Below are 13,593 nucleotides of genomic sequence, written 5' to 3'. Positions count from 1 at the left end.
ACACTTACGGCTCTTGTTATTTTTATTATATATAGAATCACTTTTTGTTCTGCATTATTTCGTAATCAAATTTATTTTCTATATTTTCGAAAGTGCCGCCTAATCCAATTCTTTTAACTGTATCTATTTCATTGATGATGTAAGATAAAGTTTCTCTTACATAAAAATCTAAGTGCCCGTTTAAATGATCAATTTGTTGGTTTGTTTTAGCTGAATGAATCAAGTTATTCCTCAGACGATATATTCTATATATATGCCATTCTATTCGTTCTCTGTGCTTTTTAACAAGGCTAATACTGTAAGATATGTCGTTAACTACTTTAGATAATTCTTCAACACGATGATAGAGTAACGAATAATCTTCCAACTTAACCTTTAATAACTTCTTCATTTCTTTATCTTTTAAAATCTCTCCGATATCATCTTCAATTTCTAAACTATTACCATCACATTCCAGTGTTTTAATCGATAGCCTTTCCAGCTCTTCTACGAAATTTTTAACTAAATTGTTTTTGTAGTTATTAGACAAAAGTTTGGGGACAATTTTAATAATATGTTCAATATTATTATTATAATGACCTAATTTAAGCAACGACTCTAAGCTGCTCCATAGCATCAGTAAAGTTGTTTCCTGAGAATTTGGGCGGGAACCAATACTATAATTTCTTAAAGAACTAAAAATCCTATCCCTATCATTTTGATGATTTCTTCCCAAATCTTCCAATTCCTCTAATATAGTACTGTATTCTTTATGTAGGAAGCTCCGTTCTTTATTTCCATTGGAAGTGTAGAAATTATTCACTGAAATTAGCTTGTATCTTTTACTAGAAGGCTCTTCTAATAAGAAAATGATATTCTCTTTATTAAGTCTGACTGTATCTCTATTGAAAGCGTGAAGTGATGTCTCCCGTTCAATCTTCTCCATCTCGTCGGAAATACTTAAATAAATATTATCTTTAAAGACTTCAAAATCACGTTCTAAATATATTCCCTTCTTAACGTTAGCATTTTTACTACCTCCTACTAACTGTAAAATATCTTTATTATTATATATATTTTCAGTGAAATTCCATTGGCTCTTGTTATAATTTGATATTTCTATAAATAACTTGCCTTTCGAGGTAATTCTATATTCTTTTTTTAATAAGAAATCACTAAAAAGATCATACCTCCTCTCAAAACTTAAATCGTTTTTATCAAATATTTCATGAAACTTTGCTGTAATGCTCCTTGTCCGTACTCCATTATTTAAGAACTCAGAAACTAATTGAGTAGTCAACTTGCTTATAATGTCATAATTATTTTCATTAATCGCTTTTTTTAAATCGTTAATTATAAAATTTGTGTAGCCTTCTTCTTCTAATCTATCAATCACGAAATCTACTCTATATTTTAAATGGAGAATATTCTCGTTCTTACCTTCAGAAAAATGTTTCTTATTAAACTCGAAAATATCCTGTTTAATTTTAGAAAAATGTGCATTATAAACAGGGTCGTTCTTTATACTATCTTTTAATTCATTTATTAGAGTAGATAAATTCGAAGGATTGAGGTCCCCTCTTAAAACCAGTGGAATAACTTCCCTTATTTCATATAATAATGATTTACTATTATGTAATTTATATTGGTAGGAGTTAAAAGTTTTATAGAACAATAACTCTTTAATTCTTTGGACAAAAAAACATTCAGCTTTAGAAACGATATTAAATTTTTCAATCAACACACTATCTTTCAAATCTTTAGTAGCCATAGGACACCCCAAACACTTCCAATATTAATTTGTTGAATATTATTGTCTATAATAGTATACTAGGTATGTAGATAATAACAAACAGTGATTACTCACGATGTGCTGAGTCTTAGTACCCACATCGGAGGTCACTGTTTTTTTTTTAATTTTCCAATCTGTTTTAGAAACTAAGTCTTATTATGACAATAAGAAGAGCCGTAAGTGTCAATTCACTTCATCGGCTCTTGTTATTTTTATTTATCTCACCAAAAGCAGTACCGCAAAGAAGATGATCGCGATAATCAGGAACCTCTCCAGCAGCTTGTCCGGCATAACGCTTGCGTACTTCCCGCCGAGGAAGCCGCCGGTGGCGGATCCGATGGATAAGGCGATCGCGAAATCCCAGCTGATGAGGCCGTTCGCTATAAAGACGAATGTGGAAATTGATATGTAGATTGTTACAACGAGCACTTTAAGGCCGTGCATCTCGGCCATCGGGATCTGCGGGACGAGTGCCAGAAGCGTCAGCATGATGAAGAATCCGACGCCCGCCTGGAGCGCCCCGCCGTATATGCCGATGAAGACGAAGGCGATGAACAGCAGTACGAGTGCGACTTTCGAATTGAACATGCCTTTCAGGTACCGCTGAGGCTTGATGATCAAAAGCACCGCAAAAATGATCATGAAGGTCGCAAGCAAGTTGTCGAACGTGCGGTCGGCGATATCCACGGCAAGCTGTGCGCCGTATATTGAAGCAATCGTCGTCGGCACCGCAAGTGCGAGCCCGAGCTTCCAGTTCAGGTGCCCGTTCTTGTGGAACTGGTACATCGCGAAGAGGTTCTGGAACATGATTGCGATCCTGTTCGTGCCATTTGCGACCGTCGACGGCAGCCCGAAGAATATGAGCAGCGGCAGCGTCAGCATCGATCCGCCGGCGGAGATGATGTTAATGAAGCCGACCCCGATGCCGACACAGAGCACCGCGAGTAAAGGTATGAAGTCCATATGATTACTTCTTTCTATAATGTTTGTACTTAATCATACCAGTTTGATGTGCCGATTTCATCAGGATTTTGAAATGGAAAAACCCCGGCGGATCGCCGGGGCTGCCATGGTATTTATTTTGTGAAGTCCACAGTTTCTGCTGGAGTATCCAGGTTCTCCTTGTCGTTCATCACCTTGATGGATTCCGGTTCGATCTTCAATACGATGAAATCCGGATCGTCCTTCGAATCGAAGTACGTCTTGTCCTGATTCTCCCACAAATGGTCAAGTGTCTCCTGATCTTCTACGATTTCGACTTTGCCGTCGACTTCGAGGAAGCTGTCGTTCGACGTCTCCTCATAGCCGAGCAGCACATGCGTGTTCGGATTCTTCTCGATTTCATCCACTTTCAAAGTATCCTTCGACGTCTTCGTGTAAAGCGTATGGCCGTCATTGTAGAAAATCATGTAACGGCTGTTCGGCTTGTCGCCGGAAATCGTCGACATCACGCCGACCCTGGATACTTCCAGTATATTTTCAATTTCTTCAATCACTTTTTCTTGTTCCATCCAAAATCACCTCAACCGTAGTATTCCACTGAAGTAAGGATGGTAAACATGTGGGGTGGCAGGTGTAATAAAGACGGCAGGGCCGCATAAGTCCCCGCAGATTTCCATAGTTATACGAATATCGGGGCGAGATTCGTACAAGTCTGCCGAGGATTAGCAGTTATACGAATTCCGTCTTCATATTCGTATAAGTCCCCTTGAAGCAGGAAGTAATACGAATTTCGATCTCCTAATCGTATAAGTCTCCTGGAAATAGAAAGTAATACGAATCGCGTACGCCCCTTGCCTCACTACAGTATTTGCCGCAATAAAAATCTGCAAAATAAAAGCCGCTGAGAATCCTGATGAGGATATCCCGGCGGCTGTTAGCTGTTATTTTTCAGGGGTTCTTATCAATCCGATTTCAAGGGCATATTCACAGGTCTTCAAATCGGAATTTTATTAAGAATCCGAGCTCAACGGCTGGCTCCCTCATTAAAATCCGATTTCATGACATATTTCGAAGTCTCAAGATCGGATACAGCTCCCCACCTACATCAAAGGCGGATAAAGATAAGGCGTACTTTATTCAATTAATCTTCAAACCACAAATCGGCAAGCATCTTCATAGACTGCTTACGCTTCTCAGGGTCATGCGTGTATGTGACGACGATCAGTTCATCCACGTCGGTCTCTTCAACGAAGTCTTCAAGCTTTTGCTTCACCGTCTCCGGGGAGCCGACGGCTTTAAGGCTGAACATGCCGTCCATCATGGCGCGTTCTGCCTCCGTGCCGAGTTCTTCCGGATCCACAGGCGGTTGCAGCGGACGCTGCTTGCCGGTCTGCATATCCATGAGCATCTGTTGGGAGGTCGTCCAAAGCTTTTCCGCTTCCTCGTCCGTCGGCGCAACGATCACGTTGATGCCGGCCATGACGTAAGGTGCCTCAATCTGTGCCGTCGGTGATTCGGTTGAGAACGCCGAGCGGTAGATGTCGATTTTCTCCTTGTAGTTGTCCGGCGTGAAATGCGTCGCAATGGAGTAAGGCAGGCCGAGCTGGCCGGCGATGGATGCACCGTTCACGCTTGAGCCGAGCACCCAGATCGGGATGTGTGTCCCCGTGCCGACAGTGGAAGTGACCGGGACGCTCTTGCCCATGCCCTCATCGCTGAACCAGCCGATCATATCGTAAATCGAGTTTGCGAAGTTCTGCGCATCACTGCTCGAACGCGTGATGAGCTGGGATGTGCGGCTATCCGTCCCCGGTGCACGCCCGAGTCCAAGGTCTACCCTGTCCGGATGCATCTGTGCGATGGTGCCGAAGTTCTCCGCCACCTGAAGCGGTGAATGGTTCGGCAGCATGATGCCGCCGGAGCCAACACGGATATTTTCCGTACGGTCGGCCGCCATGCCGATCAGCTGTGCCGTCGCCGCGGATGCGAGGCTCTTCGTATTATGGTGCTCTGCAAACCAGAGCCTTTTGAACCCGAGCTGATCCACGAGTTCCGCATTTTCCATCGCAGACTCGATAGATTCCCTCACCGTCTGGCCTTCGGATATCCCGACAAGCTCCAGTAGATTGATTGGTACATGTTTCGTCATTTGATCCGTACTCCTTCATATATAATTACATTCAATCACGATTGATATAAAAGTTTTCCATAGAACACCGTACCATTATCAGGAAACTGCCTCAAATGATTGAGCCTCGTAACATCCTGGACAAGAAAAAATCGGCTGACAGATGTTTAATAGCCATCCGTCACCGATTCAATATAAAAATTAAAATGATCTACTTTTTGCTATTAAAGTATTCCTCTGTCACTTTCAACTGTTTCTTCAAAATCTCTTTCCATAAATGCCCTCTGACTTCTCCTGTCCCTCTGGAAACTCTAGTTCTTTTCACTTCCCCATCTTCCATTTGTTTCATGAAATATTTGTGATGGGTTTTAGTCTTATACTCTTCCCTTCCGTCTCTTCAGCAAAATCTTTCTATCTCTTTCCAGGTTGGCATCGGATAAGCGATCTTAAACTTTCTTTATTATCTTGAGATAGAATATTCATGATATATGGGAAGTGGGATTGTCGGTTGGGAGAATTGAAATACATATTAAAATTATCCATATAATCTTCTGCATACTCCAGCAATTCATCTGTCAATAAGTCCAACGCAGTCTCTTCTGTTTCACCATTCTCCACGAGGTCGAATTCTCTCAAGGAAACAGTTACAGAACCATCATCCTCTAAAAATGTTTCTGCATTGAAAGTAAATGGTTCCAGAATCACTTCTAAATGATCGGTGTTAAGAGCAACCCATTCATCTCTATTTCTTTGAACAAAGCGAGGTCCCGCATGTACGACGTCATCGTTAAACTGGCTCCAATGCTTTCTGACATCTGTAGCTTTCATGGTATTTCGCACGAAAACCCTCCTCTCTTGATTTAATTATATCTTAAAGCGTACGTAACGTACGTTTATTATGTGTTGATTTAAATTTAATAAGTATGAATTGATGGTTCATAAGAGTGAATTCATTTTCACCATTTTTCCTGACTTTCGAAAGTTAATCAGTAATAAAAACCACCATTAATATTGTAATTTCACCCAAATCCAACTCCCCATTCCTCAATTTTTCTGTATAATATATGAAATAATCAACTATATTATCGCAGGAAACATAAAAGGGGTTAACTTATGGCTTGGTACATCTTATATTTCACTCTTTACTTCGGTGCCATGATTGGAGTGGCCTGGTACTACTTCTTTAAGATAAAGACTTACGAAGATTATATGATTTCGTCCTGGTCCACAGGGTTCTGGCGAATTACCGGAACAATTATCAGCACGAATGCGGGAGCTGCCGTGTTCATCGGCTGGGTGGGACTCGGCTTTACTGTAGGATTATCCGGTTTCGTCCAATTTGCGATGGTGGCCTACATATTCAGCCTCATACTGGTCATCTTTTTCGCAAAACCGCTCAGACGCCAGAAACTTTTTACACTAGCTGATTTATTCACATCACGTTTTGGCGGAAAGGCCGGTATCATCCCCTCAATATTATCCGCCTTCATCTATTCCGTTCCGACGCTTGCACTTCAGCTGATCGGTATGTCAACGGTGTTCACTATCGCATTTGACTGGAACCAGGCGACAGGTATGATTGTCGGTACAGTGTTGATTCTTGCTTTTTCCATACTCGGAGGCCTGCCTGCGACGATCATCACCGATGCGGTCCAGTCAATTTTAATACTGTTGGGACTGATTGTACTGTCTGTGACTATCGTAATGCATGTTGGTGGCTTCGGTGCACTGATTGAAAATACAGAGTGGGAATTTTTGAGCCCCATTAATGTGGACGGTATTTCCGGTACACTGTTATATGCTTTATCTGTGGGTCCATTCTATCTCGTCTGGCAATCCACATGGCAGAGGATTTTTGCAGCAAAAGACGAAAAGACGGCACTTCGTGCCGGTATTACAGGTCATGTGATCGTTATGGTTATTTCATTCCTGCCATTTTTGATTGGGGTATCAGCGCGTCAGTTCGTCGATCTCTCGATGGAGCAGGATCTGGTATTCTCTTACGTCACTAATGAGCTTCTGCCTGCACCCGTCGCAGGTTTGATATTCGTCGCTCTCCTTGCAGCACTAATGACCGGTGCGACATCTTTCAACTTGCAGGGTGCGAGCAACCTGACCCGTGATATGTACCAGGTGTTGTTCAATCCGAAAGCCTCTAATAAACAGCTCTTGCGCGTTTCGAGGATTACGGTGATATTCATCACTTTGCTTGGACTGGGAGCAGCATTTTTCATCACAAATATTAATGATGCGTACCGCTGGGCACTTATGGTTAACGGTGTCATGCTAGTCTTCCCATTCCTGGCAATTATGTTCTGGCCGAGGGTGACGAAAAAAGGAGCGATTACGAGTATGCTCGGTTCACTGATTGTCGTTCTGATCTACCCTTATCTTGGACTCCCATTCGACCAGGCACTGGTCGGTTATACATTGTCATTTCTTTTAGTCGTCATCGTCAGTCTTCTGACTAAACACGATGCCAGTGAAGTACCGATGGCGGCGATTAAATATAAACTTGATGATTACAGGAAAGGAGAATAATAATGGACAATATCAAGCTGATCATAAATGCAAAAGTACTTGACGTCATCAACGGCACACATGAATTATCGTCAGTGGAAATAAAGGACGGAAGGATTGCGGCAATCGAACCGCAGAAGAATTACCGTGTGGATGAGGGGGAAGGGATACTGGACCTCTCCGGTAAGTTCCTCTCACCAGGATTCATCGACACGCACAGCCACCTTGTGATGTACTCGAACTTCAGGCGCCAGCTGAACTGTTCGCCTGAAAACGTCTCGAGCATTGAAGAAATAATTGAAAAATTCAAAGCGGAACAGGACGTCATACTCCGCGACGGCTGGCTCAGGGGGTACGGGTACAATGAGTTTGAACTGGCTGAACAACGCCACCCGAACCGCTTCGACCTGGACAAGGTCTCAACGGAGATTCCAATCTATGTACAGCACAGTTCCGCCCATATGGGTGCGGTCAATACGAAGGCGCTCGAGCTGATGGGTGTGGGGCTGGATGACCCGGACCCGGAAGGCGGCAGATTCGAGCGCGATGAGAACGGCCAGGTGAACGGGGTTTTATTCGAATTCCCGGCACTGGATAAGGCGAAGGCCGTACTGCCTGAGATCGACGCGGGCGACCTTGCCAACGATATCGAGGGCGGCATCGCGGACTACCAGTCACGCGGCATCACGAGTGCAACCGAAATGTGCGCGGGTCTCCTGAACGGCATCAACGACTGGCATGCGACAATTGAATATTTGAAGCGCCCGCAGCACTTCAGGACACGCTTTGCGATCGACTATAAACTTCTTTTGAATGACCCGACGTTTGAAGGCGAGACCGGAGATTCACTAAAAGAGAAACTGGAAAGCTTGAGTGAAGGATTTGCCACACTCGGCGGCGCGAAGTTCTTCAATGACGGTTCGATCCAGATCCATACAGCAGCACTGCGTGAAGATTACTATGACGGCACGAAGTCGGATGATACGCAGTTTACGGACGAAGAGCTCATAGAACTCTTCACCCATTTCCAGAAGCTTGGCTATCCGCTCATCACCCATGCGAACGGTGACAAGGCGGCGGAAGCGGTCATCGATGCCTATGTGAAGACTCGGGATCATAAGAGGACGAAGATTCAGAACCGTGTGGAGCACCTCCAGACAGTGAACAAGAAAGATATCAAAAAAATGGTCAAAAATGACATCGGCGGCTCGTTCTTTATGAACCATATCTACTACTTCGGAGATGTGCACAAGGCGAAGTTCCTGGGGCCTGAACGTGCGGAAAACCTTGAGCCCGTCCGCTGGGCGGAAGATGCCGGCATGACGTTCACGATTCATTCCGACTGCCCGGTGACCGACATCTCCCCGCTTCACTCCATCGGCATCGCAGTCGACAGGAAGACGCGGAACGGTGATATCCTCGGTGAGAAACAGAAGCTCACGAGGGTGGAAGCCTACCGCAAGATGACGTTGGATGCAGCCAAGCTGAACGGCACGGACGATGTCGAAGGGACAGTTGAAGTCGGCAAATACGCAGACTTTGCTGTACTCAGCCACAACCCATTCAAGCAATCCAATACGCTCTCTGATGAACTCGTCCAGATGACGATTGTGGACGGCAGGATTGTGTACAAGAGATTTTAATAAATAAAGAAAGGACCAGGTCAAATGACCTGGTCCTTTTCATATGGCTTAAAACAACCCGAGAAATTTCTTTTTCTTCTTTTTTCTCTTCCTGTTTTCTGTGTAGTGCGATTCCATCGGTTTTGGCAGCTTCAGGATCATCTCTTCATCCTTCAGAAGCTTTTCAGCGTTCTTCTTTAAGCGTTCCGTATATTCCTCACCGAGTTCTTCAGTGATGACATCATATGCCTCTTTCAAGGCAAACGGCCGGGTTTCTGCGTTGTGTGCATCACTCGCGATGATATGTGCGAGGTTGTTCTCGATCATTTTAAGGCTCGTCTTCTGCAGGTTTTCACCGAGGTCGCCGGTGACGCATGTTGCGGTCACCTGCGAGATGGCACCCTTTTCGATGAGGTTGTGCAGTTTTTCCGGATTCCTGATGATCGGCTTGCACCGCTCGGGATGTGCAATCAATGGTATGTAGCCGTTCATCTGGATATCGAACAGCAGCTGCTCCGTATAATGTGGAAGGTCCGTGAACGGAAATTCCACAAGTACGTACCGGCTCTGGTTCAATGTCAGGTTTTCACCCGTTTTCAGGTGATTGATCATCTCGCCGTAGATGCGGATTTCCTGGCCGGGATGGACATTGATGTCGATTCCCTCTTCCTCTATGATACGGTGCAGTTCTTTGAGCTTATCCGCCACCGTGCCTGCCGGGTTCGTGTAATGGGTCGTCTGGTGATGTGGTGTTGCGATGATGTCCGTAATACCGCCGGCGACTGCCTGTTTCAAAAGAGCGACTGCGTCTTCCCGTGTCCCGGGTCCGTCATCCACGCCGATCAAGACGTGGTTATGGACATCAATCATCATCATTCACTCCCGTAGTAGTAATAATACTCGTCCTTGCTTTTGCCCATGTTCTTGTTGTTCATCACGACACCTAAAATGTTCGCATCCACTTTTTCAAGCAGTGCCTTGGCATCCTGCAGGCGTTCCCTGTTGTTTGCTTCCACATTTGTAACCAGTATGACGCCGTCCACGATCTTGCTCAGCACCTGGGCATCTGTTACGGCCAGAAGCGGCGGCGTATCGATGATGACCATATCGTAATCCATCGAGAATGTCTTCAGGAGCAGGCTGGTTTTCCTGGAAGCCAGAAGTTCTGACGGGTTCGGCGGGACCGGACCGGAAGTCAGTATCTCGAGGTTTTCAATATCCGTCTCCTTGACGACATCGGCTGCAGGCATATCATTTATGATGACCGTCGACAGGCCGCGCTGATTGCCTGACTCGAAAGTATAATGCGTCGTCGGACGGCGGAGGTCCGCATCGATCAGCAGCGTGCGTTTGCCCGACTGCGCGTAGGCAATCGCCACATTTGCAGCCATCGTGGACTTGCCTGCTCCCGGGGAAGCTGAAGTGAAGGCCACTGTCTTTATCTCTGTATCGATGCTTGAATACATGATGTTCGTCCTGATCGTACGGAATTGTTCACTGATCGGTGATTTCGGTTCTTTTTCAACTATGAGTTCTCTCGGTCCTGATGAGTAAGTATGTTTTTTATTTTTGCCAAACATGATTCAGTATCCTTCCTACTTTTCGAATTTCGCGATCGTACCCAGTACAGGCAGATCCAGATGCTTCTCTATCTCTTCTTCGGTCGTGATACGTTTATCAAGGAACGCCCTTAAAAATGCGATGCCCACGCCAAGCAATGCGCCCAAAATCAGACCGATCGCAATATTGACAAGCGGCTGCGGTGATACAGGTGATGGATTCTCGCCCATATCCGCTTCTGCAAGAATGGAGACGTTGTCCACATTCATCACTTCTGTAATCCTGTCCTGGAACACCAGTGCCACTTCATTGGCGATGATTTCCGCGTTCTCCGGATTTTCATCGCTGACGGTCACTGTAATGACCTGCGACTGATCCTGGTTGTTCACTGTAATCTGGTTGGCCAGTGCCCCTGTGGTCTGTTCCAGCCCCAGATTATCCACGACATCATCCAGCACCGTCGGGCTCAGTATGATGTCCCTGTATGTATTGATCAACTGCAGACTCGCCTGTATGTCCTGATTGTTCACAGTGTCTGCATTTTCCGACTGACTGACCAGTATTTGCGTATTCGCTTCATATTGCGGTGTCATCAAAAGTGCTGTCGCAAATGCGGCAATTGCTCCGAAAAGCAGCATCAGACTGATGATCATCCACAGATTCTTCTTGATGACTTCCAGAATATCCTCCAAATTCAACGTCTCTTCCATAAAGACCTCCAAAAATTATATGTATACTTTTTTAATTATTGCTTAAGTTTATACTATATCATTAAATCAAGTATTTGAGGATAGTATATTTAAATATTAACAATGCTTTTACAATTTTTCAGAACTTTCTACTTTACTTGTATCTCGGTTCCGTGATATATTATTCCGTCAATATTTCAGAGCCGCATCAGCCCTGCTCCATGATAGATGTTCACTTTATTGGTAGAAATTATATCTATACATTGTATTTACATCCAAAAGATTATAAAATAAATGATTGGTATACTAAATATAAGCATTCATACTGTATTATAATTTATAATACACATTATGTCATTCCCGATAAAATTCATTTAAAGAAGGTTAATCATGAAAAAATTCCTTATTATTCTGTTCTCTGTGCTCCTCGTCATCCTGATCGGTGTCGGGCTGTACATCTACAGCGTCTTCAACACTTTCGAGCGGGGGGTGTCGGATTCCTACGAGGCGACGGACCGTGAACGTTCGGAGCTCAGGATCGAGGAGGTCGACCCGAATCTCGACAGCTTCACGGTGCTGATCCTCGGCGTCGATGAATCCGAGACGCGGAGCGAGCGGGAGAACCTCGATACGGAAGGTTTCCGTACGGACACGGTGATCCTCGCCACATTCGACAAGGATGAGGACGATGTGAAGCTCGTCAGCATCCCGAGGGATACGCTCACGTACTTCCCGGATGAAAATTACTATGATAAAATCACGCACGCGCACCGGAACGGCGGGCCGGAGAGCTCGATGCTCGCAGTGGAGAGCCTGTTGAACGTGCCGGTCGACTACTACGTCCGCGTCAGCATGCCGGCGGTCGTCGATGTCGTGGATGCGCTCGGCGGCGTCGAATTCGATGTGCCGTTCGATATGGAGTCGCCGACTTCCATCGATCGGGGCACAATCGAAGTCGAGGAAGGCGAACAGGTGCTGAACGGTGAAGAGGCGCTTGCGGTCGTCCGTAACCGTGACGTCGACACCGATCTCGGGCGCGGCAACCGCCAGCTCGAGATGGTCCAGGCAATCATGCAGAGGGCGAAATCCACAGGGGCCCTCACACGGATCGATGATCTGATCGAAGTGGTCGCAGAAAATGTGCGCCATGACATGACATCGGAAACCGTCCGTGACCTTGCGACTTATTATGCATTCAACTCGATCGAGTTCGACAATACGCAGATCGTCGGCACCGATTTCTGGTATGAACCGAACGGCGCCTACTTCTACCTGGCGGATCCGGAGCACCTGCTTGCGATCTCCAATACATTGCGCGAGATCCTCGATCTTGAGCCGACCGAGCCGAACGATCTGATCAACCTGAGGCTGCACGGCATTTATGAGCCTTATCAGTATCTGGATGACTACCTCCTTGAGGAGTTCACGCCTGAAACGGCGCATCCGGCGTATATGGATGATTATGAAAATCCATACGGTGACGGCTTCGACATCCCTGAATTCGACCATGAGGACCTCGGCGTCGAAGGCGAGGATGATCTGGAAGAGAAAAACGGAAACGGCGATAATAGCAACGGCGATAACGGCAACAACGACAACGGTAATGGCAACGGCGATAACGGCGAAGATTCCCGGCAGGTGCCGGTCGAGCCGGAGTACAACGAACCTTACGAGGAGCCTGCATACGAGGAACCGGTATATAATGAACCGGCGTATGAAGAGCCAAATTACAACAATCCGGAGTATAATGAGAACGAAGGATTCAACGAGCCTGCTGTGGATGAGTTCAACCAGGGGTATAATGAGAACTACATCGAGCCGGACCCTTACTATAATCAAAACGCAGCACCCGCAGAAGGTTACTACTGATCATTCGAGGAGGTTGTACCATGAGGAAGACTTATGACAAGGAGACGAACATCAATGAGATGTTCGACTTCCTGGAAGCGCAGATCAAAGACGGCCTGAAGCCGAAGATCGAAGATTCGTACCACTACTACAACCACACGCACAAAGAGTATTACCTCTCCATCCGGGGCTACTTCAGCGAGGCGCTGACGAACCCCGAAGTGGACGCGGCATGTTATATCATCGCCCTGCCGCAGATCTTCAACCAGGTGGATATATTCGAACTGATCCACCCGATCGAATGGGTGCGTAACGAGGACGGTCGGCTGAGCGATGCGTTCAAGAACCTGAAGCCGCATTACCAGTACATCGCACTCGCTGCGGCGGAAGCCTCGAACATCCGCTTCAACACACAGCCGGCACTCTCACTCGGCCTGGAATACTGGAGCATCGAGCACTTGAAGATATTCTGGCAGTTTACGGCCATCCGGCGCAAAAATCAAATGTAGGTGA

At 45.8% G+C, this 13,593-nt stretch carries 13 protein-coding genes; 4 read left to right on the top strand and 9 right to left on the bottom strand.

The genetic code is table 11. From position 1 onward, the window contains the following. Window positions 1-37 precede the first annotated feature (37 nt). The 6 genes from LPW40_RS12010 to LPW40_RS11985 all read right to left on the bottom strand — a co-directional run bounded on the left by LPW40_RS12010 (window position 38) and on the right by LPW40_RS11985 (window position 5,669). Complete coding sequence (locus LPW40_RS12010) at window positions 38-1,750, bottom strand: hypothetical protein (RefSeq protein ID WP_230822493.1); 1,713 nt, start codon at window positions 1,748-1,750, stop codon at window positions 38-40. A 237-nt stretch (window positions 1,751-1,987) separates the two neighbouring features. Continuing rightward, on the bottom strand, window positions 1,988-2,734 hold the full coding sequence (locus tag LPW40_RS12005) for a sulfite exporter TauE/SafE family protein (RefSeq protein WP_230822492.1): 747 nt from the start codon (window positions 2,732-2,734) through the stop codon (window positions 1,988-1,990). A 113-nt stretch (window positions 2,735-2,847) separates the two neighbouring features. Next, window positions 2,848-3,282 carry a pyridoxamine 5'-phosphate oxidase family protein gene (locus tag LPW40_RS12000; protein WP_230822491.1) on the bottom strand — a complete coding sequence of 145 codons (435 nt, stop codon included), beginning with the start codon at window positions 3,280-3,282 and terminating at the stop codon, window positions 2,848-2,850. A gap of 572 nt (window positions 3,283-3,854) precedes the next feature. Beyond that, window positions 3,855-4,862, bottom strand: coding sequence for an LLM class flavin-dependent oxidoreductase (locus LPW40_RS11995; RefSeq protein ID WP_230822490.1), 1,008 nt, complete (start codon window positions 4,860-4,862; stop codon window positions 3,855-3,857). Window positions 4,863-5,052: 190 nt separating this feature from the next. Further along, window positions 5,053-5,190: a hypothetical protein gene (locus LPW40_RS11990; protein WP_230822489.1), complete on the bottom strand. Its 138-nt coding sequence runs from the start codon at window positions 5,188-5,190 to the stop codon at window positions 5,053-5,055. A 62-nt stretch (window positions 5,191-5,252) separates the two neighbouring features. Continuing rightward, complete coding sequence (locus tag LPW40_RS11985) at window positions 5,253-5,669, bottom strand: hypothetical protein (protein ID WP_230822488.1); 417 nt, start codon at window positions 5,667-5,669, stop codon at window positions 5,253-5,255. A 285-nt stretch (window positions 5,670-5,954) separates the two neighbouring features. Here LPW40_RS11985 and LPW40_RS11980 point away from each other — a divergent pair, with 285 nt between their 5' ends. Both LPW40_RS11980 and LPW40_RS11975 read left to right on the top strand, forming a co-directional pair. Then, window positions 5,955-7,382 (top strand): sodium:solute symporter family protein, encoded by a 1,428-nt coding sequence (locus LPW40_RS11980; RefSeq protein ID WP_230822487.1) that lies wholly within the window; start codon window positions 5,955-5,957, stop codon window positions 7,380-7,382. Window positions 7,383-7,384: 2 nt separating this feature from the next. Beyond that, window positions 7,385-9,004 (top strand): amidohydrolase, encoded by a 1,620-nt coding sequence (locus LPW40_RS11975; protein WP_230822486.1) that lies wholly within the window; start codon window positions 7,385-7,387, stop codon window positions 9,002-9,004. 48 nt (window positions 9,005-9,052) lie between these two features. Here the strand turns inward: LPW40_RS11975 and LPW40_RS11970 are convergent, their stop codons facing one another. The 3 genes from LPW40_RS11970 to LPW40_RS11960 are packed head-to-tail and all read right to left on the bottom strand — an operon-like array spanning window position 9,053 to window position 11,253. Continuing rightward, the gene (locus LPW40_RS11970) at window positions 9,053-9,853 is read right to left on the bottom strand and encodes a tyrosine-protein phosphatase (protein WP_230822485.1); all 801 of its coding nucleotides are present in this window, start codon (window positions 9,851-9,853) and stop codon (window positions 9,053-9,055) included. Between the two features lie 2 nt (window positions 9,854-9,855). Continuing rightward, window positions 9,856-10,563 (bottom strand): CpsD/CapB family tyrosine-protein kinase, encoded by a 708-nt coding sequence (locus tag LPW40_RS11965; RefSeq protein WP_230822484.1) that lies wholly within the window; start codon window positions 10,561-10,563, stop codon window positions 9,856-9,858. A gap of 15 nt (window positions 10,564-10,578) precedes the next feature. Continuing rightward, complete coding sequence (locus LPW40_RS11960) at window positions 10,579-11,253, bottom strand: YveK family protein (protein WP_230822483.1); 675 nt, start codon at window positions 11,251-11,253, stop codon at window positions 10,579-10,581. 369 nt (window positions 11,254-11,622) lie between these two features. Here LPW40_RS11960 and LPW40_RS11955 point away from each other — a divergent pair, with 369 nt between their 5' ends. Together LPW40_RS11955 and LPW40_RS11950 are read left to right on the top strand one after the other, a co-directional pair. Next, on the top strand, window positions 11,623-13,101 hold the full coding sequence (locus LPW40_RS11955) for an LCP family protein (protein WP_230822482.1): 1,479 nt from the start codon (window positions 11,623-11,625) through the stop codon (window positions 13,099-13,101). A gap of 20 nt (window positions 13,102-13,121) precedes the next feature. Next, window positions 13,122-13,589 carry a DUF2538 family protein gene (locus tag LPW40_RS11950; protein WP_230822481.1) on the top strand — a complete coding sequence of 156 codons (468 nt, stop codon included), beginning with the start codon at window positions 13,122-13,124 and terminating at the stop codon, window positions 13,587-13,589. Window positions 13,590-13,593 lie beyond the last annotated feature (4 nt).

The sequence above is a fragment of the Salinicoccus halitifaciens genome, assembly GCF_021026095.1.
Taxonomy (GTDB): Bacteria; Bacillota; Bacilli; order Staphylococcales; family Salinicoccaceae; genus Lacicoccus; species Lacicoccus halitifaciens.
This window is presented reverse-complemented; position numbering and strand designations above follow the sequence as displayed.